Source organism: Phytoactinopolyspora limicola (genome assembly GCF_011320225.1).
Classification (GTDB): domain Bacteria; phylum Actinomycetota; class Actinomycetes; order Jiangellales; family Jiangellaceae; genus Phytoactinopolyspora; species Phytoactinopolyspora limicola.
In genome coordinates, this window is record NZ_JAAOEN010000003.1 from 490,503 (window position 1) to 514,229 (window position 23,727).

Genomic DNA, 23,727 nt, shown 5'->3' on the forward strand with positions numbered 1-23,727 from the left:
TATCTTTAAAAAGTCGATTGAGACTTCGATGGAAAGAATGCCTATCTACGTGCGGTAAAGTCTCAATCAATGGCGAACCTACGACCCTCGGACCTGGCCCGGGAACATGGCCTATCGGCCCAGGCGGTGCGCAATTACGAGCGCGCCGGGTTCATCCCTCCCGCTGAACGCACCCGGAGTGGCTACCGGGTTTACACCGAGGTGCACGCCGCGGCATTACGCGCATTCCTCGCCCTCGTCCGCGCCTACGGGTACCGGCTCAGCGGGGAGATCATGCACGCCATCGCCGACGACGATGTCGACGGCGCCGTGGTCATGATCGCGCACGGACACGAGCGGTTACTCCAGGATCGGGGCACGCTCGACGCGGTTCGGGCAGCCGTCGGCCGGCTGACTGTCGCCATTTCGGCCATACCGGATGGGCCGGCGCGGACCGCTCCCTACTCGATCGGTGAACTCGCACACCGGCTCGGCGTTACCTCGGCGACCCTACGCAACTGGGAGGCAGCCGGAATCCTCAAGCCGCAACGGGACCCGACCACCGGGTACCGGCGCTTCGGCCCGGACGACGTACGCGACGCCGAACTCGCCCATCTCCTCCGGCGCGGCGGTTACCTTCTAGACCACGTAGCCACCGTGATCCAACAGGTTCGAATCGCGGGCGGCACTGACACACTTTCCAGCGCCCTGGAAGATTGGCAGCAAAAACTCACCGCGCGCGGGATCGCCATGCTGCATGCCTCGACAAGGCTTAGCCAGTATCTGAGTCTGCTCCACCATCCGCGGGGATAGGCAGGGATCGGGGTATCCACTCGGCCCGGACCACGCTCAGGGCCGTGCGCCTGTAGTCCCAGAATTGGCACGAAACGCCCCAGCAGGAGTGGAGTTGGTGCAACAACAGAGCGGCGAATGTGTTGCTCTGGCGACACCGACGCCACTCCGATCACGCACTAACTCCACTCCGTTCACCACCTCCACTCCGTGTGTGTGCCAGCCCGGCCCGCCACAAGCCTCCTTGTGGTGGCCCGGGCGACAACAAGCTGACGGGGCGCGACGCACTAGATCGGATCGTCGGCGCGATGTGCCAGGTCGGGACCGAACGCCGGGACGCAGACCGCGATGTACTCCGCGCCGGACGCCCCTGCGACGTAGCGCACGGTCTGCCCCGCCGGCGTGAGAATCGCCTGGCCGGCGGCTACCTCCGTCGATGTACCGTCATGTTCGACGGTGAGACTGCCCGCGAGCACCAGCGTGACCTCGTCGAACTCCGGCGTCTGCGCAGGTTCGTCCCAACCCGCCGGAGCCTTCATCCGGGCTACCGAGACACCATCGGTACCGGTTGACACCCGGCCGACAAACTCGTCGATGATCTTGCCGCCCGGAACCGGAACTCGCTGTGGTTCAGTGATGATTCTGACCATGTGCCCAGATGGTACGCGGCGCGCTTCCGCGTCGGATTCACACACGGCTTCACCTCCGAGAGCGGGCCGTCAACGTTGGCGGTCACGATGGTGTCCGCTCCGTGCTCGCGACGTCCGAGCGTTGTTCAGCGGGTCCTGTTGTCCAAGGCCGAGTCCGTTCGTCTGGGCCGGGCGGGTCGCCACCGTGAGACACTCCCGCAGAATTGGCCAGAGGTAGACAGCGTCGTCCCAGCGGCGGGCCAATCGTTGAGCGCCGCCTGCGCCCTCGCGTGTTCGGAGCGGCCCGGCTCGGGCCGCTCTCCCTCAACTGGTTCACGGGCGGCGGCGTCGAGAATCCGCCGGATTTCGTGTTGCATCGAATGACCGTGCCGGGCGGCGCGCTCCCGAAGGGCCGCGAGGGTGGAGTCCGATACGTCGCGGATGTGGATGGCCGCCATCGTTCGCGTGGTAGCGCTACCGGTATCTGCTGTGCCATCACTTGCCCATGATCATGAACACTTTGCCGTGCCATGGCACGGCAAAGTGTTCATGATCATGGGGAGGGTCGGGAAGGTTTTATGCGCTGGAGGCCTACGAGGCTTCCAGCGCAGGCGAGGACGGCTTCCTCGGTCGAGAGCAGCGGACGGCCGAGCAGCGCGGGGCCGCCGTTGTCGTAGACATGGCGGTCCCTAGATAGGCCTTGCTGTCACGCGGCGACGGATCACCGCCCTCGGTCACGACTACGTCGCCTTCGCACTCGCCCATGCTGGTCCTCGACCGGGCGCTCCACGCCAGCACCGACGATGAAGTGCGCCTGCTCGTCGGGGACGTGCTCCGAACCTTCACCTCCGGCCTCCTACCAGGACGCCGGCCGAACACCTGATCCGAGATCGTCAGCCGCACAACCCGTCAGGTCAGCCCGACGGGCTCGTCGTCAAACATCTCCGCGGCTACGAGGACCTCGGCCCCATCGTCTACCTCGAGCTCTCGCTCAGCGGGGTTGACCCTGACGCAGGGTCAACCCCTCAGCCTTGTGACCGGAGCATCTCACAGCCGAGTGATACAGCTCCGCACACGAAACAGGGGATCATATGTTCACGAAGAAGAGCGTCGTCGACGACGACGAACGGCGACGACGGGAGCACCCGGCGATCCGAGTCCGCGGGCTGGAGAAATCGTACGGGAAAGTCGAGGTGCTACGCGGCGTGGACTTCGACGTCGCCCGCGGCAGCATCTTCGCCCTGCTCGGCTCCAACGGGTCGGGCAAGACGACGACCGTACGGATCCTCGCGACTGTCTTGAAAGCCGACGCGGGAACAGCCGGTGTCAACGGCTTCGACGTCGCCACCCACCCGGCGGACGTGCGGGCGTCTTTCAGCCTGACCGGACAGTTCACCGCCGTCGACGACATCCTCACCGGACGGGAGAACCTCGTCCTTGTCGCCAAGCTGCGGCGCATCAAGGACCCGGGGACCGTCGTAGATGGACTCCTCGATCGCTTCTCGCTGACCGACGCCGCCACGCGGAAGGTGTCTACGTACTCGGGTGGTATGCGCCGCCGGTTGGATATCGCGATGAGCCTCATCGGGAACCCACCGGTGATCTTCCTCGACGAGCCGACCACCGGGCTCGACCCCGAGGCGCGCATCGAAGTGTGGCAAGCCGTCAAAGAACTAGCCGCGAACGGCACGACGGTGCTGCTCACCACCCAGTACCTGAACGAGGCCGAACACCTCGCCGACCGGATCGCGATCCTCCATCAAGGTCGGATCATCGCGAACGGCACACTCGCCGAACTCAAGAGGCTCCTCCCGCCCGCAAAGGTCGAGTACGTCGAGAAGCAGCCGACTCTCGAGGAAGTCTTCCTCGCCATCATCGGCGACGACGGAACGAACCACACCACCGACACGACAACTCGGGAACACGAATGACCACTCACGCCATCGCCGAGACCGCCGCGCTCACCGGTCGGACCTTGCGCCATGTCACCCGAAGCGTAGACACCATTCTCACCACGACGATGATGCCGATCGCCTTCCTGATGCTGTTCGTTTATGTGCTCGGCGGCGCCATCACCACGGGAGCGGATTCGTATGTGAACTACCTACTTCCCGGCATCCTGATCGTCACGATTGCCTCAGGCATTTCCTACACCGCGTTCCGGCTGTTTATGGATATGCAGAGCGGTATCTTCGAGCGCTTCCAATCCATGCCGATCGCCCGGCCGGGCGTCTTGTGGGCACATGTTCTGACGTCGTTGTGCGCCAACCTGATCTCTCTTGTGATCGTCGTGGGTGTCGCTGTGCTCATCGGTTTTCGCTCTCCGGCCGGCGTGGCAGCATGGCTCGCGGTTGCAGGCATCCTGCTCCTGTTCACCCTGGCGTTGACCTGGCTCGCGGTGATCCCCGGTCTCACGGCGAAGTCGGTGGACGGTGCAGCGGCGTTCTCCTATCCGCTGATCTTCCTACCGTTCATCAGCTCAGCGTTTGTGCCGACGGATACGATGCCCGGACCGCTGCGCGCATTCGCCGAAAACCAACCGCTGACCTCGATCGTCAACACGATCCGCGCTCTGTTGGCCGATCAACCCGTCGGCACCGAGATCTGGACCGCGCTTGCCTGGTGTGCCGGCATCCTCGTCGTGGCGTACCTTTTCGCGATAGCCACCTACCGTCGGAAGATCTCCTGAGGCAGTCTTTGACCATGCTCACCATCGGCCAGCTCGCGTGTCATGCCGGGGTGACGGTGCGTGCGGTGCGTCACTATCACCATATCGGGCTGTTACCGGAGCCTGAGCGCGATCACTCCGGTTACCGGATCTACAACGCCGCGGCTGTAGTACAACTGATCCGGATCCGCACCCTGGCCGACGCCGGCGTGCCGCTGGCCCGGGTGCAGGAACTCCTCAATGCCAGCCCTGAGGAGTTCGCCCATGACATCCAGGAGATCGACAAACAGCTGCGGGCCGAGATCCGGCGCTTGCAAGACAACCGCAAACGGATCGCCAAGCTTGCCGCCGGCGACCACCTGGCGCTGCCGCAAAGCGTCGTCGACTACCTCAACCGGCTCCGTGGTCTTGGCGTCGACGAGCGATACATCGAATTGGAACGGGACAGCTGGATCATGGTCGCCGCCCAGGCACCACAGGTGGTCGACTCCGTGATCGCCAAAAAACACGAAGACCTGAACAACCCGGACATACTGCGGCTTTATCACCTCGTCAGCGAAGCGCTTGACTGGCCCACCGACGATCCACGCGTCGTCGAGATCGCCGACGTCGTGGAGCGTCTGCTCATCGACGCGGTAGAAGCCGGTGAGGTGGAGGTCGACACCGCCACCAACAACGCCGACGACCCCTTTGTCGACCTCCTCGACTCGGCCATGGCCGAGTCCACACCGGCCGCCAAGAAGGTCTTGGCGATCCTGGAGGAACGCGGCTGGAAAGGCTGGACCCGCATCGAGCGAGTACCCGCCGACAGACTCAACACGTGAATCTGACGCCTGAACGAGGCTATTTCTGCGGCGAGGGCGCCGTCCAACACAATGGGCAGGTACAGCTCCCCGCGCCCCAAAGCAGTCACACTTCCTCGTCCAGCACCCGGACTACAGGTGGTCGCTGTTTTCCGGCGGCCGGATCATGAATGCGGCCAGTGCGATGGCCAACGGGATCGGCGCCGTGGCCAGCAAAACCGCGCCGTAGGACCCGGTGACCTCGCGTGCTGCGGCGTAGACCACGGGTCCGAAGGCCGTCGAACCGACGCTGAACGACGTCACCAGGCCGCGGATGGCACCGATGTGCGCCGTGCCGTAGTACCGCGGGAACGCGGCGGCCTCGAGTGCCCGGATACTCCCACCCGCCGACCCGATAAGTGCACCAAACGCAACTGCGGACAACCCCGGATCGACGAAGACACCGAGGATCAGCCCACCGCTGAGCGCCACCATGGACATGACGATGAGCCAGCGCGGGCGGATCCGGTCGCTGAAGTATCCGGTAGCGAGGGTCGCGAGCAACGCGGCGATGGTCTGCCACAGAAAGTTCCCGGCCGCAGCGGTAGTACTCAGACCACGCTCGGAGAGCAGACTGATCTGGTGGAAATTGACGGCGGTCGAGAGCAGACCGGATGCAGCCACACCCGAGGTGATCAACCAGAAGAATGGCGTCCGCACGGCCTGCCGGACGGTAGCGCCCGTCTCACGTCGCTGCTCCCTGGCTTGTTCACCGACCCGCACCCGACCGTCGGGAAACTGCCCTAAAGCCGACGGGCGATCACGCATACCGAGCAGTGCAATCGGGATGACTATCACCCAGATGGCCAGCCCCTCGACCACCCAAGCCAACCGCCAGCCGTAGTTGGCGATGAACCCTTCCATGATCAGCGGCGTCATGGAAATCCCGCGGTGAGCCCGACGATCTCGGTGACGAGGGCCATGAGCAGCAGCACCGCGCCGAATACCGCACCAATCGTGGCCATGGTCCGCCGGATGCCGTAGCGGTCAAGGGCGCGGCCGATCCATGGCATCGCCACGGCGCCCGCCAGTGTGCCGATCAGATAGGCGGTGGAGATCGCCGACCGGGAAATACCCAGATCGGCGATCAACGGATCGATGAACACCGAGACGCCAGCTGTCTGTCCCGGCCCGGTCGCCGCCAACGCCAGGGTGGAGTAGACGACGATATGCCACCCGTAGAAGCCGGTTGGCGACCTCGACGTGCGCGGCCGGATCAGGGTCGAGATGGGCACACTGATTCCTTCGTGGTCGTACTCTCCTGGCTGGCGGTCGCCGTGCTCCCGCACTATCAGCCGCGGTCAGTTGGACAGCGTCGTCCACAGTTCATGGGATTGTGCTTGCGGCGAGAGAGTTCTTACCGGGCTCGCCGCTGCGGCGTTGGCCGGGCCACCGTCACACCTCGACCTCGCCAGCCACCAAGGACTCCAACTGCAGGTCCGGATGCCTGCGCTGAACCGACGAGAGCCGCCATTTATCACTGAACAAAGCCAACCACGCACCGTCGGTACGCTCAGCCACTTCCACGTCATGTTCGGCATCTAACGCGTCGCGATCTTCCGGCCGGGTCCGACGGGCCAACGAATACCCGAGAGGTTCCAACTGGATCGGCGCACCGAATTCATGCTCCATCCGGTGCGCGGCCACGTCGAACTGCAATGGCCCGACCGCCGCCAGAATCGGCGCGGCGTCACCGCGCAGGTCAGACCGGAGCACCTGCACCACACCCTCGTGATCCAACTGCTCGATGCCCTTGCGGAACTGTTTGGCTTTGCCCGTGTTCGCCACCCGGCAGACCGCGAAATTCTCCGGTGCGAACGACGGCATTCCGGGGAACTCGACCGGAGCCTCCCGATCATGCAACGTGTCCCCCGGCCGTAGTGCCGAGGCGTTCACCAGGCCAACGATGTCTCCTGGATAGGCGACGTCGATCGTGTCTCGGTCACGGCCGAAGATCGCCTGGGCGTATTTGGTGGTGAACGGCCGTCCGGTGGCCGCATGAGTCACCACCGAGCCACGCTCGAACCGGCCCGAGCACACCCGGACGAACGCCACCCGATCCCGGTGGGCCCGGTCCATGCCCGCCTGCACCTTGAACACCAGCCCCGAGAAGGCAGCGTCCAGTGCCCGAGGGATACCTTGGTTGTCGGGCCGCGGCGACGGTGCCGGCGCAAGCTTCACCAGCACGTCCAGCAGCTGCCGCACGCCGATATTGGCGACCGCGGCACCGAACAGCAGCGGCGTGGTCTTGCCCGCCAGGAACGACGATTCATCGTACTCGTCCAGCAGCTCGGCTTCCTCGACCGCTGCCACCCAGGCATCGTCGAACTCGCGCTCGGCCTCGCCCGGCTCGAGCTGACGCTCGACCGAGCGGCGCGCGCCTCCCGGCGCACGCTCGAAGGCGATCATGTGCCCAGCCCCACGATCGAGCACGCCGGCAAACTCGCCGGCGATCCCTACCGGCCAGTTCAGCGGCGTCGGCCTAAGGCCGATCCGCTCCTCCAGCTGATCACACAGCGCCAACGCGTCCAGGCCCGGGCGGTCCCACTTGTTGATGAAGGTGATGACCGGCACACCACGATGCCGACACACGTCGAACAGCTTCAGGGTCTGCGGCTCCAACCCCTTGGCGGCATCGAGCAACATGACAGCGCAGTCGACCGCGGCCAACACCCGATACGTATCTTCGGAGAAATCCGCGTGCCCGGGGGTGTCCAGCAGATTGATCACAGCGTCGTGGTACTCGAACTGCAAGGCCGCGGACGTGATGGAAATGCCCCGCGCCTGCTCCATCTCCATCCAGTCCGACACCACACCCTTGCGCCCGCCTTTGCCGTGCACCGCGCCGGCCTCAGCAATCACCCGCGCGTGCAACGCCAACGCCTCGGTCAACGTCGACTTGCCCGCATCCGGGTGACTGATCACCGCGAACGTACGACGACGTGTCGCCTCGGCGTCTACCCCAGCGACCGAGTTCATCGAACCTCCTTGACCCGCCGCCGCTGCCGCGAGATCTCACCACGCAGATCCGCCGCGAACGACTCGGCAATCTCCAGCTGATTTCGCAGATCAGCGCACCGCTCCTGGGCAAGGACGCGAAACGTCACCAGGCGTTCGATCAACTCCGCATGCAACTCCGGGGCCGCGTCCGGCTCGTCGAGCCGATCCAAGACACCCAAGAGTTCACCCATCTCCTCCAGCGAAAACTCCAGTGTCTTCATCCGCTTCACCAGACGTAGCCGCGCCACGTCCGGTTCTGTATACAGACGGAACCGGCCGGTAGTCCGGGCGGACGGGCGCACCAAACCCACTTCTTCGTAGTACCGAATGGTGCGTAAGGACAGCCCGACCCGCTCGGCGACCTCACCGATCTGCATGTGCTGCAACGACACGACGGACCTCTCGACAACCACGACCACAAGCGGCCAATGTTACCCCGCGTAAGACTCACCGACGAACGTCGCCCGGCTAGCAGGCCGTCATGCCACGCATTACGCAACCTTCCATAACGTTAGAGTAGACTTCGCCGACATGCACGCCGTCCTGCGCCCGCTGGTCGATGCTCCTCGGTACCGCGCAGCGACCGCCCTCATTCGGCGGCGCGGTGACATGGGGCCAGTCTGTTGGCCTTCATCACGGTGTGCGGCGGCGGATCACCATGGTTGCCGCTACGCCGAGAACGATTCCCACCAGCCCGGCACCGACGATCCATGCCCAGGACCGCTCATTCGAGCCCGTTGAATCAGACGCGTCGAAGTCTGGCACGTCGGCGGGATCACCGTAGTTTCCCTGCCGATCCAACGTGCTGCCGTCCGCCCAGCCTCCTCCGACGTCACAGTTCATCCGGTCCCGCGCCGAAACTCCGTCCAGCTCCATAGTCAGGGAGCGAGACGACGCTGTCGTGCCGTCCGGAACATCCGCGTCGGGCACGTGTAACCCGCCATCCGCGCGGCTACGCTCGAGCACTGAATCGAGTAGGTAATTCGCCAACGCCAAGCCGTCCAGAGCTTGATTGGCGGTGAATTCGGTCAGCACGCGGGCGGCGTCGGCGTCGTCTCCAGCCTCATAGGCGGCCTCAGCCTGCTCCAGCACGTCCGGCCACTCCCCTACAACATCCGCCTCGAAGCCCTCAAGAGCCGCAGTCACCTCGGCCAAGTACTGCTCCGGCCGAGCACATGTCGCGTACATCAGCCGCTTGTACGTTTGGGTGGCGTACTCGGTGGCCTCCTGCTCGGCGTACTCCGGATTCAAGTAACTGGCCGCCGCGCCTGAAGTGAGGTAACGGTGCTGGGTGTACTCGACCGGGAGATCATCGGTGCCGATGGCGATCGGAATGTACGGCGCGGTGACGGCCGCGGTGCTAGCTACCCAGAGCGTGGCCAGCTCGGGCCGGGCCAAGTCATCCCGGAGTTCGGCCACATGGCCGTAGCCGCTGCGATCGTCGGACCAACGCGGATCACGGACCAGCCGCATCATGTCTTCCAGGGTGACCGGGGCGAGCTCCTCCAACTCCGCTTCCAACGAGATCGGATTCCGGTATGGCGCCGGGTCATCCGGGTCCGCGACCGCGCCCACCTCGAACTCGGCGGTGGGAAACTCCTGCTGATAGACGGCTTGAAGGTCGAATACCTCGTCGGATTCGGGGTCATACCACCCTTGATCGACGGCGAAACTCACCAGATTGGCCGAGCCAAGGAAATCGGGATGTGCCCCCTCGACCGCCTCGACTGGGAACTCCCGGATGTATCCGGGATACGACACACGCACGTCGTCCGGGCCGAGTCGCTCAGCCGCCCACAGCCCTTCCCCACCCGAATACTGGATGAAGATCCAACCTTCGTGCTCATCGGCGAACATGTGCGAGTTGCCACCGTAGGTGGTGTACCCGTGCTCGTCGATGAGCTCTCCTAGGATCTCCACCGCCTGCCGTGCCGTGGTGGCCCGTTCCATCGCGATGCGCGAGAGGTCAGAGTAGCTTGGTCCAGTCTGGTCGAGAGGAGTCATGTCCCACAGTTCCTCACGCGAGTTAGACCAGACATCTCGTGCGGCGACGTTGTGTTCGTTCAGCCCGCCGTTGGTCAATGGAGCTGGGAACCCAGCGAACTCGGAATAGTTCGACGTAATGTATCTCGCCGTCTCGCTGACCTGGGGGATCTCACTGAGCTGACCCGGCATGTCGGCCTCCTCGGTAGCTCCCACCGTGACGGTGGAACCTTCCGGGTGGCTTTGTCGCGGCACGATCTCTACCCAGTGGCTGGACGGCTCGTGGCCGAATCCGCCAATGAGCACCTGCCCATCAGCGGTGTGATTCTTACCAACGTAGAAGGCGATGCTCTTGTCCGGGTCTGCGTCCCACGGTCCATCCATCGTTCGCTCTACGTCGCCAACCGGGCCCGGTGGCGCCTGGTCGGTGGCGGTGGCCATCGCAGCCATGGACATCGTCCCGACCCCGGTAACCACGACATACGTAAGCACGTGGGACAACAGACGTCGTTGCATCAAGGATGCAGCTCCTCACTGACTGGACGCCCGGCACTGATCGCACCGCGACGCCTTGGCGGTTCACAATGGTGTGTCACCCATCCGCATCGCCGCAGGTCAACACGCGAACGCAACGGACCATCCGGCGAGCGTCAGGTCACAGCTGGGGCAAGAGAAACCTGCCCGTCAGGAGCAACCTATTACGTGACAACTGACACAATTCTCTCATGCCGAGAATGACATCCGCTCAGCGGCAGTTCCGGAGGCGCCAGCGTGAGCACAGCAACGGGCGCGTCGTCGCCGTTCCTTTCCCTGGCCGAAGACCATACTCCCCACCGCGGAGAGCACCACGTTCCGGTCATCTCTGATCATCATGGCGCTGGCCGGGAGCGTCCTGGCAGCGATACACGGTCACGGCCCAAACCGCCACCGTCCAGCTCGCATCGGGCCGTGAGATACCGGCATGGACCTACGACGGCCGGCTACCGGGTCCGCCCATTACCGCTGTGGATTCGTCTGTGTCCCATCTCCGATGGCACGTTCATCGCGCGGCCTAAATACTTCGGCGATTCAGCTGCCGCTGGATGCCCATCCGGAGTTCTTCACACACCACCAGGCGGCCTGGCTACCCATCGGGTGCTTCGTGATCCGGTCCCGGGACCGCCTCGTGCTGGTCGACGCAGGTCTCGGCCCCGAGCTGCAGGAACTGCCGCACGGCATGTATCTCGTTGGTGGCCAGCTGATCACCGGGCTGCGTGCCCTAGGGATCGGCGCGGGTGATTGGCAGCACTTCGTCGACGGCCATGGTCATATGGCCGATCACGTCCGGGAAGGGCTCCGCGCCGGTTCTCGCCACTCCCGCATCGAGCAGGTCGACAAAGACGCTACCGTCGCCCCAGGCGTCATGCTCCTGCTCACGCCCGGCCACACCCCCGGGCATATCTGCGTCGTCGTCGCCTCCGGCAGAGCGCGCACTGCTGATGGGTGATGCGATCACCTGTCCCATTCAGCTCGACGAACCGACGTGGCACTCTATGGGCGACGTCGACCCACCGTTGGCCGCCCGTACCCGTGAGGTCCTCTGGCGAGAGCTCGAAGACGAACGGACGGTTGGAACCGCAGCACACTTCCCCGAACTCCGATTCGGCCGAGTTCGCCCCGGAACCACTCGCCGCTGGGTGACTGGATAGTGCTTCGTCCCGAGAGACAACCACCAATACGATGGGCCGGCGCCACTCGGCGCCGGCCCATCGTCTGTGGTTCGTCTGTGCTAGGCGTTAACCGCCGGTAGCTTAGAGCGGACGGACGCCGGTGGCCTGCGGGCCCTTCGCGCCCTGCGCCACCTCGAACTCCACCGGCTGGTTCTCTTCGAGGCTACGGAACCCGTCGCCGTCGATCTCGGAATAGTGGACGAAAACGTCCGGTCCCTCTTCCCGAGCGATGAACCCGAAGCCCTTCTCCGCGTTGAACCACTTCACTGTTCCCTGTGCCATGTTTGCTCCTTACAGGGCTGGATACGGGCACGCACCGTGCGTACCCTGGTCCGCCTAGACGCGCCCTTCCAGGTCCCTGAAAGCAAGCCGCGCCCGCAACGAAAGTTATGTGCGAGCGTGTAGAAACACGAACACTCAAAACCTTGACCCAAACAGTAGAACACCGCGCGGCTCAGATCCATTCCCGGGTTCCGCATCGTCTTGGCCACCGGAAGACGAGGCTGGCCAGGACGCCCGCGTGCGGGTCAGGTATTCATCGCGGCTCGGTCGGACTCACTGCGCAAGACGCAGAACTCGTTGCCTTCAGGGTCGGCCAGGATGGCCCAGCCCGAACCATCGGGATTCCGGTGATCGGCAACGAACGTGGCACCGTGCCCGATCAGCCGTTCCACCTCCTGCTCACGCGAGGTCTCCGGCCGCAAGCACAGATGGAGTCTGTTCTTGACCGTCTTACCCTCGGGTACTTGGTTGAAGTGGAGCACGGGCCCCTCCGCCAGCAGCACCTGAGCCTCCGGGTCACCCGGCCCGTCCTCCGGATGCAACGGACGTCCTGTCACATTGCTCCAGAACCGAGCCAGCTCGTAGGGATCCGCACAGTCAATCGCCACGTTCTGCACAACCGAGACCATGAGGGCAACTCTTTCCGATCAGCACGGATAGTGCCATCGCTTTTTAACGCGTCTACATCGCCATCCGCATCCGGGTGTGTTGCCGCTGAGAGATGCCGCATTGTCGGTGTGAACCATCCTCCCCGTCATGGATCGTCGTAGAGGCCGTCGTGAACCATCCGGCAGCCCGGTTACCGTGAGCGGTAGATCGTTTCGACCACGCTGTTCGCACGGCCGAGAGGACACCATGTCGACGGAGCACCTGGACACCGCGCTCGAGGACGAGCTGGACGCGGTGTTTGGCCAGTACACCGCTGCGAACCAGGCCAAAGGGCTCGTCTATGGACTGGTCGGCCCGCAAGGGCTGGTGCACAGCGCGGGGTTCGGCGTCGTCGACGACGCCGGCACCGTCCCCGACGCGGACACGGTGTTCCCGATCGCGTCGATGTCCAAGAGCTTCGTGGCGGCCGCCGCGCTGCTGGCCCACGACCGGGGCCTGGTGAACCTGGATGCGCCGATCACGGACTTCTTCAGCGAGTTCTCCGCTTCCGGCACCTTCGACGACCCGTGCGACCCGCCGACCATCCGGATGCTGCTGAGCATGACCGGCGGACTGACCGAGGACAACGCCTGGGTCGATCCGTTCATCGGCAAGCCGGTGCCCGAACTGCTCCAGCAGATTTCCCAGGGCCTCACCTATAGCAACGTTCCAGGATCGGTCTTCGAGTACTCCAATGTCGGATTCACACTGGCCGGCCTGGCCGTGGGACGCGCCGTCGGGACACGTATCGAAGACTTCGTCCACCAGGAACTGCTAACCCCACTCGGTCTGAGCTCCACCTGGTTCGACAACAGCGCGCCCGATGGCGGCCCGGTCCGCGCCACCGGCTATACGCTGGACTCGGAAGGCAACTGGGTCGGCTACCCACCCGCGCGGTCCGATGCGTTCGCCGCCGCCGGCGGAATGCAGAGCACGGTGCGTGACCTCGCCGTATGGGTCACGTGGCTGGGGGCGGCCTTCCGGACGCCGTCCGACCCGGCCAGCGGCCCCGTCTCACGGGCGTCCCGGCGGGACATGCAGCGGATACATTCGCTGATCCTGCCCAGCCTCGCCACCCGGGCCAACGGGCTGTGGAAGCTCTCCGTCGGGGGGTATGGCCTGGGGCTGGTCGTGCTCGAGGATCTGAATCGCGGGACCGTCGTCACGCACAGCGGCGGGCTTCCCGGGTTCGTGCTGAACATGATCTGGCATCCGGACTCCGGGCACGGCATCGTGGTTCTCACCAACAGCCACCGCGGCAACCCTGCCGTGCTGGCCGAGGAGGCTCTCTTCCGGGTACTCGACCGCCACAAGACGCCGGCCCGCACCGTCCGGTTGTGGCCCGCGACCCAGGAGCTGTGCCGCGCCGCCGAAGATCTGATCCGGTCTTGGGACGACGACCTGGCCGAGCGCATCTTCGCCGAGAACATCGACTTCGATCGTCCGGTGGCCGAGCGCCGCGCCGAGATCGAGCAGTTCGTCGACGAGATCGGGCCGCTGGCGCCACGCCGGGCGGTGCCGGACGTACTGTCCGCGGCCACCCCGGCGGACGTGACGTGGGCGATCCCCGGAACCGATGGCGAACTGCACTGCATGATTCACCTGACCCCGGTGCAGCCACCCCGGATTCAGCAGTTCGCGGTACGCGCGATCCGGTACGACACACCTCGTAGCGCACGGCCGACCGTCGTCGCGCCGTCGCGTCCCGGCCTCGGCGGGCCCGTTCTCAGTTCGATGCCCAATACCCGGGTCAAGTGGCCGGACTCCGCCGCCGACCCGTCGTCGAGCTCGGAATAGTGGACGACGACGTCCGGCCCCCTCACCCCGAGCGATGGACCGGAGCCTGTCAAGGCGGAGGTCGCGGGTTCAAGTCCCGTCAGGACCGCCAGCATCATCGCAGGTCAGAGGACGGTTCTTAGGAGCCGTCTTCTTTGCTTTTCTCTCCTTCCTCGGCTGGGGCAGCGAAAAGGCATCGAACGTACCCCGTATCCGGTTTGCCGCCTCACCGGACGTGTGCGTGAACAGGTTGAGCATCGTCGTCGCCTGCTCGCGACCCACGACGCTCTGCACGTCGTTGACCGGAACACCATCCGAGACGAGCCAGGTGGCGTACGAATGGCGGAGATCATGAAACGAAGCGCCGGAACGACTTCGACTACCAAGACAGTTGCCCCACCACATAGCCGCGTTTACCATGTTAAACATGAGTACACACAGTCTACGCGACCTGCGCAGCCACCTGGGCTCCGTCGTACGGGAAGTCGCCACATCCGGCGAAGAAGCCATCATCACTGACAGCGGCACTGAAATTGCCGTCATCGTCTCGATGGCCGACTATGAACGCCTGCACGAACACGCTGACGTTGCCGACGCCCTACGCCTCAGGCACATACGCACCCAAGGCTTTGCCTCCGTACCCTTGTCCGACATGATGGAGGCCCTCGGCGTCAGCGCCGACGAGGTCCTCGCGTCGTGAAGATACAGTTCCACCCCGATGTCCTCAAACAGCTCCAACGCCTCCCACGTGATGCCTTCAAAACCGCCCTCTTAAAGATCATCGATCTGACAACTGAATCACGCCCCCACGGCGCCAAGAAGCTTGCTGGAAGCGACCACGACTGGCGCATCCGCTTCGGCCAGTACCGCATCGTCTACGAGATCAACGACGCCGACCAGACCATCACCATATTCACCGTCGCAAAACGCAGCGAAGCATACCGCTAACCCTGGCAATTCATAACTCTAGCCACACCTTCAAGCATACGACCAGATTGCATACAACCAAGATTTAGGGGCACGTCCATGGAATGGACTTCAGTGGCCTCGGCACCTTCCTCATTGGATTACTAATCGGCGGTAGCGCGGGTGCCTCAATTTCCTGGAAGGTCGCCATGCGAAGTACGCGCCAAAGCAACGAACCGGCGACAGGGCTCAACAAACTCGGGTCGGCCTCGATCAAATAACGAGGAAGAAGCGGTGAGTGGCCGACAAACCCGGAAGGGTGGCCAAGGTTCCTAGCAAATTCAGGTAGCAGGGGATCTTGTCGTCACACATGGTGTCACCGAAGCCCGGCGACTGGCGACCCCATGGCCGGTATCGGTTCCGTCGACGCGTTATTTACCGACCTCCTCGGATGCAGGGCAGCGACGCCCGGTGCCCCAGAGCCGCCCTTCCATTCCCGTGGTCGGGCGGCGGGACGTCAAAAGTATGTGCTGACGGCATCAACCACGGCGTACCCGTCGTTCACCACCGGGATCGCGCGCCACTTGTCGAACGTCGTGCAGGGGTGCGAGATACCGAGCGCCACAAGGTCCCCCACGCTTAGCAGGCCGGTCTCCGGGACGTGGACGAAGCCGTGCTGATCGTTGAACCGCAGCAGCGTCACCCCCGGTAATTCTTCGACCCGATCACCTCGCCAGCGTCCGAGCACCACGGGATTCCCCGCGTCATTGGAGATATCGCGCCGCCCCGCGTCGATGATCGCCAGCCCGTCTTCGGGGATGGACAACACCCGCGTCCACACCTCCATGGCTGGGAGCAGGTCAGGCGGGTCGCCGGCCAGCGGCGAGTTCGCCTGGTACAGGGCGTGATCATGGGTGACGTAGCAGCCGGACCGGATGACCACGTCGGCCGGGCAGCCGCGAAACGGCACGAGCTCCTCCACCACCAGGTCGAAGAACATACTCCCCCCAGCGGAGAGCACCATGTTCCGGTCGTCGGGAAACGCCCCGCCGGCGGCGAGTACCTCGGCGGTTTGCCGAATTTCCCCTAGGAATGCTGTTACCGCCGCGAGTCCGTCTGAATCTCGCCGGTCGGCGACCGCACCCTCGAAGCCGGCTACCCCGGCGAGGGTCAGTTCAGGGGCTTGTGCGATGGCATGCCCGACGTCGACGGCGGACTCGACACCCCGCGCCCCGGCCCGCCCGGCCTGCGCCCCGATCTCGACCAGCACGGGCAGAGACGGTGCGTCCGGCACGTCACGCAGGATCTTCCTCATCAACTCCACGGCCGCGGCCGAGTCAGCGAACACGAGCACGTCCGTCTCCGGCTCGTCGCGCATCGCCTCGGCGATCCAGCGCAGCCCGACCGGATCCAGGCATTGGTTGGCCACCATGATCCGGCGCACACCGAAGCTGTGCACCACCTGGGCCTGCCACGTCGTGGCCACCGTGATCCCCCACGCGCCGTGCTCGAGTTGCCGGGTGATCAGCTCTGGTGACATCGCCGTTTTTCCGTGCGGGGCGTGCAAGACACCATTCTCGGCGCAGTATGCCCGCATCCGATCGAGGTTGTGCGTCAGCGCTGACTCTTTGAGCGCCGCGATCGGAGTCGAGAAGTCGGCCTGCAACTGCCAGCCGGCGGCGCCGATGTCCCGGGCGGGGCGGCCATCCGAATGCGGAGGGAAACCCTTGTACCGGTGATCCACCGGCCAGTCCGCGCTTGCGCTCATGACGGCTTGACGGCGACGCCGTCGATGTCGACCAGGACGTTCTTCGGGTCCGAACCCACGGTGATGCGACCGTCGATTCCCTCCGGTGCACCAGGCTCCGGCAGTTGGCCCCTGACTATGTAGTCGGTCACTTGTGTCCTTTCCATCAGATCGGTTGATCAATCCCCCGGGGCCAGCGCCCGGCCGGCCAGGGTGGAGGTGAGCTCCCCCGCGCACAGGACACGCACGCCGTTCACCCAGACGTCGTCGACGCCGGTGGCGAGGTGGCGCGGATCGTCGTAGGTCGCCGCGTCGCCAACCGTGTCCGGGTCGACGACGATCAGGGCGGCGGCGAATCGGCCGGAGGTGGCGCCGATCCAACTCAGTGAGATCGACGCCGTCGAAGGCCACCGAGCCCGATGTCGGCTCGATCAGCCGCAGCAACAACCGGCCGGTGGTGCTCTTCCCACGCCCGCGCTCCGGAGGCCGGTCACCTGAAGGAGCACATCAGCATTCACAGGCAGTGACAACCAGGGCAGCGGCCCCGGGGAGGCCGAGTGATCGAGTGAGGGCAGTCGTCCGACGCAATTCGTGCCTCAGATACATGAGACGTTCACACCCTTCTCCTTCTGCTAGATGTGCGAAACGGATAGTCGAGAGGCGTGGCCAGGCGCGTGGGCGGCAAACCGCCTTCTCACGCCTTCGGCTCGGTTGCCGTCACGTGTGGGAGAAGCAAGCGGAACCCGGCCAGTACTCAAAGGTACTATCTTTGATCCGCCAAAGAAAGCACCATTCAGGAACCACATGGATAGCGCCGTCGCTCAACTGTTATCTCGCGTTTACTGCGCCGAGAGTTGGCGCGGGCCATGGTTAGGTTTCGCTGGCCTGGTGGTACGCAGGAACTCGAGCACCATATATCTGGAGTCCGATCCAGTGCCCGCCAACTCAGCGCCGTGCGCGAAGAGAGATACATCATCCTCGACAGCACAACCATGGACCCTTCTATCCGCAACATCGCAGGCATTGAGGAACTCGCCACCGGATTACGAGAGTTGGACGTCGCCCGATGACCCAGCCGACGCGCAGGCGACCAGCCGGCGAACTGTCCAAGCAAGGGACGCCGCCGCCAGCGCGGTGAGCGTTAGTGCGATCGCGGCGGCCTCGTATCCGGCGCCGCCGGCGATGGCTCGGCCAACCATCGCCGCGGTGAGAGTGGATAACGTGGCGGTAGCGATCGCCTCGATCAGGATCTCCAAAGCGGCCGCTTTCGCGGGAGAGACGTCGTCGACCTCTTGAGGTATATCGACGATGTGGTTGATCGTGTCGAGGTAGGTGAGTCCCATCCCGACACTGGCCAGTGTCCACCCGAACAGGACGATCTGCACGGGAACGGTAATTCCGTCGACGAGTAGGACGGCGACCGTCGCGGCCATCCCAGCGACAAGGAAGCACGCACCAAGGGTCGAGCGACGCACGTAGGTCCGGGCCGCCTGAGCCGGCCACTTCGCCACCGCCAGGCCGGCGAAAGCCCAGCCGAGACCACCACCTGCCAGGACCACACCGACGTCGCGGGACGTGCCGTGGAGCAGGTCGTGAACGATGATCGCGATGATCGCTCCGGCTCCGAAGTACGCGGCGGTCAGCAGACCCATCGTCGCGAGAGCCGCAGGGCGACCCGGGCGCGCGGTCAGGGTCCCGTGGGGCAGCAGGCGTCGCGCGGCGAACAACGTCGTGGCTATACCCACCCCGCCCACGGCGAAAGCAACTCCCGTCGGCAACGTCCGCAACCCGACCAGGGACACCAAGGCCACACCGCCGGTCAGCATAAAAGCGGACCCGATCGCGAGGCGCTCCTGCCCTCCGGGATTCAGAGTTCCTCTTAGCTGGCGGGCGATAACAACCCGCGCGACCACGAGCAACGGAAGGTAGAGCACCAACGCCCACCGCCAGCTCAGCGCCGACGCCACCCACGCCGCGTACGTGGGGCCGACGAACGAGGTGATGATCCACATCACGTTGTATCCGGCGAGCACGGCGCGCCGCCATCCGGCAGGAAGCACCGTGACGATCGCGGCCAGCGACACCGATGCCAGCGCACCGGCCGCGAGTCCGGAACAGGCCCGGCCGAGGACGAAGACACCCACGGACGGGGCTAAGGCGGCGATCACACCACCGGCCACGCTGAGCAACGTCAGGTTTAGCAACAGCCGGTCCACCGCGAAGCGCTGGAGTAGATACGGGCCGAGCGGCAGCGTCACGAACATCGCGATCTCGGCCGCGCCAGTCATGACGCCGTAGAACTCATGTGCGTCAAGATCGGCGCCGACGAGGGGAATCACCGTACGCAGCAGAAACGTCTGCATCCCCGCAACGAACTCCACCGTCAGCAGGGCCCCAGCCAGGAGGCCGTACCTGACGGCTCGCCCCTCCCCCACACGCTGCCCAGTCATGGCTGACGCTCCGCCGTGCGCGCTCCCAACTCGAGTCCCTGCGTCGGGCCGCAGAATGCGACCACCCTAGTGGGTCGCACCGACCACCGTCATCCCACGGCGGATCCTTATCCGGGCGTACCGTTGCGCTCTGTTCTCTGGGCGAGGCGCTGGAGTTGTCCCTCGTGCACGTCGCTCACCCATTCCCAGCCAGGTTTGGCCGATGGGCCGATCCGCGGGTCATCCGGAGCACCGGCATCGGCGTCGTTGAGGGCTTGCACGTAAACCCGGTCCTGGTCGATCCGGGTGCGTAGCTGACTGGCGCCGCCGACGGATCCGTGCCCGGGGACGAGCACATCGACGTTGCCCGCCACCCCCTCGAATAGCCGCAACGCGGCGAGGTAGTCACCGATCGGATCAGTGGCGTCCAGGTCGAGCATCGGGACCAGGACGTCGGAGAGCATGTCGCCGGCGACGAGAACCCCGGACTCTTCGATCAGCAGTGCCGCATGGCCCGGAGCATGGGCCTGATGCTCGATGATCTGGACGTCGGGGCCGTCCCAAGGAATCCGCGTCGTTTCGGCGGGCAGGCCGGTGATCAGGCCCAGCAGGTCCAGCGGTACCTGCTCGGCATCTGGCGGTAGGTGATCGGCGATCTGATCCTTCCATTGTGGGTCCGACCGATAAGTTCGGACCGTGTCCGCACAGCGGGCCGTGCCGTAACGCGGCGCCGAGCCGAGCTCGGCGTGCCAGAGCAGGTGGTCCCAATCCGGATGGGTCGAGAAGCCCACCACAACGGTCTGCCCCATATCGGCGAGGTCATTCACAAGGCAGGTCATTTCGTGGCCCTGCACCCCGGGGTCGACGAGCAACACCCCGGCCCGACCCTGCACAACAACGGCGTTGCTCTGCACGAACTCGCTCTGGTGGATCAGCACGCCCTCCGCGACCTGCCTCAGCATGACGACCCTCCGCTTGTAGTTTGCAATCGCTTGGCCAGGACGGTAACACCTGGCGATGGTAGATTGCAAGCACTATGAGCGCAGCGTTCCAACCACGGTCGGGGTGCCCGATCAACGCGGCGGTCGAGGTATTCGGCGATCGCTGGACCTTGATCGTGCTCCGCGACATCATCTTCGGAGGCAAGCGATACTTCCGGCAGCTACAGGCCGACTCAGACGAGGGGATCGCGTCAAACATCCTTGCCGACCGGCTCAAGCGACTCGTCGAGTCAGGACTCCTCACCCGTGAGGACACCCGCTCCGGCCAGCGGGCACGCTACAGCCTGACCGAACCCGCGATCCAACTCGTACCCGTGTTCGCACAACTCGGCAGCTGGGGGGCCCGCCACCGGCCCACGGACCCGGCACTTGGGGCGGCCGCCGAGCAGCTGGAACAAGGCGGCCCCGCGCTGTGGCAAGAGATCATGTCCGAACTTCGCCGCTCGCACCTCGACGCCGACGCCGACGCTGACGCCGACGTCCCAGCGTGATCAGGCGCCCCGGCCATCCAGCCGCGCTTGTGCCTCGTCGCGGACCTCGTCGACCTCGAACTCGTCATTGGCGAGTTCCTGAAGTCGTGCGGCCACCACAGAGTCCAGCGATGCGAGGCGGGCTCCCTCGGCGCGCACGACCCCCTCGCAGTCCCACAGACACTCCGCTGCCCACTTGTCGGCGAATGCCGGGTCGGTTGCTGCCATCGCATGCACCGCTCGGGCACGCGTATACGAGTAAGCCGAATGCACGTACACCTCATCGAGCTCCGGGAACGGCCCCGCCTCCGGCAACCGGCCAAGCGCCTCAACGAGGCTCGACATGGAGTAGTAGTCGGTCGCGACCGCCAACGCCTCGCGCAACGCCAGGGCGTCGACCGGCTCGGCGTGCGAGGCAAGCACAGCTGACGCGGCCGACCCCCTACCGTCGTCGTGGCTGAGCCACGAGCGCGCCAACGGCAGGGCAATATCGGAAGGCAGCGCCGTGACGAATCGGAAGGCAGAGGCTCGAACACTCCCGGTCTCGTCGGCGGCCAAGACCCGCTCGACCACCTCCAGTGGTGATACATCGGCCCGGCGGGCGAGGACATGGAGGGCGAGGTGCCAGCCGGGGTTGTCGACGTCCCGCGCGGCGCGACGCAAAGCATCGACCTCCACTGGGTCGCGGGTCATCCGCAGCCGATTGATCACCGCTTTCGGGAACGGGCGATGCCAGGTAGCAGCGAGCAGGTCGTCGATCGGCGCATCGGCTGAGACCCGCGGCCCCGTCGTCGATCGCAACTCGACGACCGGAGTCCCGGCCATCTCGTCACCGGGTTGGTCGTCGTCCCGCTCGAGTGTGCTCAAGAGCTCGGCGGCCTCGACGGATCCTCGACGCGCCATCGCCTCGACGACGTCCCCAACGATCCACTGTTCGTCGCCCTCGCCCAGATCCGCCGCGAACGACGCCACCGGAACCGACAACCGAAGGGCGAGGGTGGCGTAGTAGTCGGAACGCGACTCCACCTGGCGATCCCACCGAGGATCTCCTCGAGGATCTCCTCGCAAACAGGCCAGAAGCCACTGGTCGCCGTCGTCACTGGAAACCGCACCCAGCCATCCGGCACCACGACCTCGTTGCAACATGCCAAGAGGGGTGTCTGCCCCTGCTGGGTCGTCGATTTGTGGAAACTCCATCGAGGAACAGCCTAGGTCCCGCTTGCCGTGCTTGACCTTCGAGCTTGGTCGGCATGTTCGTTTGGCACTCGTGCGTCATGAAAGGCCAGAACGCCACCAGGTCTGGCCGGTACTGGTGGTCCTGCCGTATGCCACCTTCACCCAGGTGTCGCTGACTCCGATCCGTTCTAGGCCTTCGGCCCGGCCAGCTCCAAGACCCGCCGCTGAGCCGCGGAGAGCATGGACCGTCGAACCTCGGCTACTGAGTCGCGGGCTTGTCCGCGGGTAGCTGAAAGATGTCCGCGGCTGTGATAGCTCGGATCTTTGGATCATGACTGATTACTTCTTCCCGGGCGCAGATCGCGTAAGTGAGTTCGTCCGGGGTGTCGGTGAGATTGAGTGCTTTGGCTGCGAGTCTGGCTTGGATGCGGCGTCCGTCGACTCTCCGCGTCCATTTTGCTTCGCCCACGAGCACTGGAACTCTGGTGCGTTCAGGTTCGCTGAGGACGACGGCGTCGATCTCATCTTGTCCGCCCTCGCGCCACCATGGTCCGACGGCGACAACGCGTGGGCCTAGTTCGCCGTCGACGGCCAACCGGCGGAGGTGGTCGCGGAACGCTTCCTCGTAGACACTTCCAAGGTGCTCCGCCAAAGAGTCGAGAAGAGGTCCAACAATGTCCGGCCCAAGTCCTCGTTCGATCTCGGTGCGGTACCGCTGAAGTGGCCCCAGGTAGAAGCGGAGAAAAGGGTCGGCGATTCGGTAGATCTTGCGGCGGGTGCGGCGTTGGGACTCGGTAACGGGCAGTACCTGCTCAACGAGGCGAAGTTGGAGAAGCTGGCGCAGGGAGCGACTGGGATCCGTGCCTATCACGTCCGCGATCTCGTGGTGTCGAGTCTTGCCTGTAGCGATCGCCTCCAGAACGGCGGCTGGATACTCCCCAGGATCGACCTCAGTGGAGAGCACCAGCTCTCCTTCTGACAGCAGCCGTGCTCCGGGGCGACAAGCGAGCTGGAGGACGTTCTCAGCGATTGAGAGATCTTGACGCCACCAGCCAAGATATAGCGGCGTGCCGCCAAGAATGCCGTACGCGAAGGCCCGGTCACTAGGACCGAGATCGGGCAAGAATTCGGCAGCCTCGTGTGGCCGAAACGGATGTAACTGCATGGACAGGTCAAAGCGTCCATATAAGGGCGCCCGATGCTCCTGCATAGCCCCCATCGCCCGCACGGCTGACCCGCAGAGCAGTATCCGCAGCTGTGCGACACCATCCGGATGGTCCAGGAAGGCGCGCAGCACGCCGGGCAGCTCAGGTGAGGAGTGCACCAATTCGGGGAATTCGTCGAGCACCAGAAGCAGCGGCTCAGTTGCGGCTTGCCTGGCAAGATGCTCGAGCGCGTCGTCCCATGTCTGGAAGGGCCGCTCGGCCGGATTGCGACGTCCCGCTACGGTCACCGCCGCAGCCCGTTGCGACAGCGCCGCCAACTCCGCCGTCGCTGACCGGGTGCCACCGATGTGATAAATCGTGCGGGCTCCGGCTCTTGCCGCGAACTCGGTGATGAGTGCCGTCTTGCCGACACGTCGGCGTCCCCAGATCAATGCTGGGCGAGGAGTCGGCGACTCCCACCATTCACGCAACAGAGATAGCTCACGGACTCGGTTGTTGAACCCCACGGGTCATTACTAGCATGC

The 23,727-nt window shown here is 64.8% G+C and carries 26 protein-coding genes; 10 read left to right on the plus strand and 16 right to left on the minus strand.

All coding sequences use genetic code 11. The features are described from left to right. The first annotated feature begins 69 nt into the window (after positions 1-69). Complete coding sequence (locus G8760_RS11130) at positions 70-792, plus strand: TioE family transcriptional regulator (protein WP_166350839.1); 723 nt, start codon at positions 70-72, stop codon at positions 790-792. Between the two features lie 266 nt (positions 793-1,058). Here G8760_RS11130 and G8760_RS11135 read toward each other — a convergent pair whose 3' ends face one another. Further along, positions 1,059-1,421 (minus strand): cupin domain-containing protein, encoded by a 363-nt coding sequence (locus G8760_RS11135; protein ID WP_166350841.1) that lies wholly within the window; start codon positions 1,419-1,421, stop codon positions 1,059-1,061. A 125-nt stretch (positions 1,422-1,546) separates the two neighbouring features. Further along, entirely contained in the window at positions 1,547-1,858 is a 312-nt protein-coding gene (locus G8760_RS11140; RefSeq protein WP_166350843.1) for a FitA-like ribbon-helix-helix domain-containing protein, read from the minus strand. Between the two features lie 633 nt (positions 1,859-2,491). Between G8760_RS11140 and G8760_RS11145 the strand changes: the two genes are divergently transcribed. From G8760_RS11145 to G8760_RS11155, 3 genes are read left to right on the plus strand one after another with little or no spacing between them, the layout of a single operon-like run. After that, entirely contained in the window at positions 2,492-3,331 is an 840-nt protein-coding gene (locus G8760_RS11145) for an ABC transporter ATP-binding protein (RefSeq protein ID WP_166350845.1), read from the plus strand. Next, a complete protein-coding gene (locus tag G8760_RS11150; protein WP_166350847.1) occupies positions 3,328-4,089 on the plus strand; it encodes an ABC transporter permease in 762 nt (253 codons plus the stop codon). Before G8760_RS11145 ends, G8760_RS11150 begins: the two co-directional genes overlap by 4 nt. Before the next feature lie 14 nt (positions 4,090-4,103). Continuing rightward, positions 4,104-4,892, plus strand: coding sequence for a MerR family transcriptional regulator (locus G8760_RS11155; protein ID WP_166350849.1), 789 nt, complete (start codon positions 4,104-4,106; stop codon positions 4,890-4,892). A 111-nt stretch (positions 4,893-5,003) separates the two neighbouring features. On the opposite strand, the gene G8760_RS11160 is transcribed toward G8760_RS11155, so the two are convergent. The 5 genes from G8760_RS11160 to G8760_RS11175 form a co-directional block, all read right to left on the minus strand. Beyond that, a complete protein-coding gene (locus G8760_RS11160; protein ID WP_207782238.1) occupies positions 5,004-5,789 on the minus strand; it encodes an MFS transporter in 786 nt (261 codons plus the stop codon). Further along, positions 5,786-6,145 carry an MFS transporter gene (locus G8760_RS29815; RefSeq protein ID WP_207782239.1) on the minus strand — a complete coding sequence of 120 codons (360 nt, stop codon included), beginning with the start codon at positions 6,143-6,145 and terminating at the stop codon, positions 5,786-5,788. Before G8760_RS29815 ends, G8760_RS11160 begins: the two co-directional genes overlap by 4 nt. A gap of 160 nt (positions 6,146-6,305) precedes the next feature. Continuing rightward, positions 6,306-7,889: a peptide chain release factor 3 gene (locus G8760_RS11165; protein WP_166350851.1), complete on the minus strand. Its 1,584-nt coding sequence runs from the start codon at positions 7,887-7,889 to the stop codon at positions 6,306-6,308. Next, positions 7,886-8,287 carry a MerR family transcriptional regulator gene (locus G8760_RS11170; protein ID WP_166351168.1) on the minus strand — a complete coding sequence of 134 codons (402 nt, stop codon included), beginning with the start codon at positions 8,285-8,287 and terminating at the stop codon, positions 7,886-7,888. The genes G8760_RS11165 and G8760_RS11170 overlap by 4 nt, the downstream gene beginning before the upstream one ends. Positions 8,288-8,543: 256 nt before the next feature. Next, positions 8,544-10,409 carry a C69 family dipeptidase gene (locus tag G8760_RS11175; RefSeq protein WP_207782241.1) on the minus strand — a complete coding sequence of 622 codons (1,866 nt, stop codon included), beginning with the start codon at positions 10,407-10,409 and terminating at the stop codon, positions 8,544-8,546. A gap of 514 nt (positions 10,410-10,923) precedes the next feature. On the opposite strand from G8760_RS11175, the gene G8760_RS11180 reads away from it, so the two are divergent. Further along, positions 10,924-11,379, plus strand: a complete 456-nt coding sequence (locus G8760_RS11180; RefSeq protein ID WP_166350853.1) for an MBL fold metallo-hydrolase — start codon at positions 10,924-10,926, stop codon at positions 11,377-11,379. 46 nt (positions 11,380-11,425) lie between these two features. Then, positions 11,426-11,581 (plus strand): hypothetical protein, encoded by a 156-nt coding sequence (locus G8760_RS11185; RefSeq protein WP_166350855.1) that lies wholly within the window; start codon positions 11,426-11,428, stop codon positions 11,579-11,581. A 102-nt stretch (positions 11,582-11,683) separates the two neighbouring features. On the opposite strand, the gene G8760_RS11190 is transcribed toward G8760_RS11185, so the two are convergent. Both G8760_RS11190 and G8760_RS11195 read right to left on the minus strand, forming a co-directional pair. Next, complete coding sequence (locus G8760_RS11190) at positions 11,684-11,884, minus strand: cold-shock protein (protein WP_166350857.1); 201 nt, start codon at positions 11,882-11,884, stop codon at positions 11,684-11,686. Positions 11,885-12,129: 245 nt separating this feature from the next. Further along, positions 12,130-12,513 carry a VOC family protein gene (locus G8760_RS11195; RefSeq protein WP_166350859.1) on the minus strand — a complete coding sequence of 128 codons (384 nt, stop codon included), beginning with the start codon at positions 12,511-12,513 and terminating at the stop codon, positions 12,130-12,132. A 226-nt stretch (positions 12,514-12,739) separates the two neighbouring features. Here G8760_RS11195 and G8760_RS11200 point away from each other — a divergent pair, with 226 nt between their 5' ends. Continuing rightward, the gene (locus G8760_RS11200) at positions 12,740-14,329 is read left to right on the plus strand and encodes a serine hydrolase domain-containing protein (RefSeq protein ID WP_166350861.1); all 1,590 of its coding nucleotides are present in this window, start codon (positions 12,740-12,742) and stop codon (positions 14,327-14,329) included. A 69-nt stretch (positions 14,330-14,398) separates the two neighbouring features. On the opposite strand, the gene G8760_RS11205 is transcribed toward G8760_RS11200, so the two are convergent. Continuing rightward, positions 14,399-14,737: a tyrosine-type recombinase/integrase gene (locus G8760_RS11205; RefSeq protein ID WP_207782242.1), complete on the minus strand. Its 339-nt coding sequence runs from the start codon at positions 14,735-14,737 to the stop codon at positions 14,399-14,401. Here G8760_RS11205 and G8760_RS11210 point away from each other — a divergent pair. Both G8760_RS11210 and G8760_RS11215 read left to right on the plus strand, forming a co-directional pair. After that, the gene (locus tag G8760_RS11210) at positions 14,736-15,008 is read left to right on the plus strand and encodes a type II toxin-antitoxin system Phd/YefM family antitoxin (protein WP_166350865.1); all 273 of its coding nucleotides are present in this window, start codon (positions 14,736-14,738) and stop codon (positions 15,006-15,008) included. The genes G8760_RS11205 and G8760_RS11210 overlap by 2 nt on opposite strands. After that, on the plus strand, positions 15,005-15,256 hold the full coding sequence (locus G8760_RS11215) for a type II toxin-antitoxin system RelE family toxin (protein WP_166350867.1): 252 nt from the start codon (positions 15,005-15,007) through the stop codon (positions 15,254-15,256). The genes G8760_RS11210 and G8760_RS11215 overlap by 4 nt, the downstream gene beginning before the upstream one ends. Before the next feature lie 475 nt (positions 15,257-15,731). On the opposite strand, the gene G8760_RS11220 is transcribed toward G8760_RS11215, so the two are convergent. The 4 genes from G8760_RS11220 to G8760_RS11230 all read right to left on the minus strand — a co-directional run bounded on the left by G8760_RS11220 (position 15,732) and on the right by G8760_RS11230 (position 20,352). Continuing rightward, a complete protein-coding gene (locus G8760_RS11220) occupies positions 15,732-16,982 on the minus strand; it encodes an alanine racemase (RefSeq protein ID WP_166350869.1) in 1,251 nt (416 codons plus the stop codon). Next, a complete protein-coding gene (locus tag G8760_RS30555; protein ID WP_281355145.1) occupies positions 16,979-17,113 on the minus strand; it encodes a hypothetical protein in 135 nt (44 codons plus the stop codon). Before G8760_RS30555 ends, G8760_RS11220 begins: the two co-directional genes overlap by 4 nt. Before the next feature lie 891 nt (positions 17,114-18,004). Then, positions 18,005-19,411, minus strand: coding sequence for an MFS transporter (locus G8760_RS11225; RefSeq protein ID WP_166350871.1), 1,407 nt, complete (start codon positions 19,409-19,411; stop codon positions 18,005-18,007). Between the two features lie 107 nt (positions 19,412-19,518). After that, positions 19,519-20,352: an MBL fold metallo-hydrolase gene (locus G8760_RS11230; protein WP_166350873.1), complete on the minus strand. Its 834-nt coding sequence runs from the start codon at positions 20,350-20,352 to the stop codon at positions 19,519-19,521. A 74-nt stretch (positions 20,353-20,426) separates the two neighbouring features. On the opposite strand from G8760_RS11230, the gene G8760_RS11235 reads away from it, so the two are divergent. Next, positions 20,427-20,882 carry a winged helix-turn-helix transcriptional regulator gene (locus G8760_RS11235; RefSeq protein ID WP_166350875.1) on the plus strand — a complete coding sequence of 152 codons (456 nt, stop codon included), beginning with the start codon at positions 20,427-20,429 and terminating at the stop codon, positions 20,880-20,882. Here G8760_RS11235 and G8760_RS11240 read toward each other — a convergent pair whose 3' ends face one another. Further along, positions 20,883-22,058: a hypothetical protein gene (locus G8760_RS11240; protein ID WP_166350877.1), complete on the minus strand. Its 1,176-nt coding sequence runs from the start codon at positions 22,056-22,058 to the stop codon at positions 20,883-20,885. Between the two features lie 238 nt (positions 22,059-22,296). Continuing rightward, positions 22,297-23,709, minus strand: coding sequence for an ATP-binding protein (locus G8760_RS11245; protein ID WP_166350879.1), 1,413 nt, complete (start codon positions 23,707-23,709; stop codon positions 22,297-22,299). Positions 23,710-23,727 lie beyond the last annotated feature (18 nt).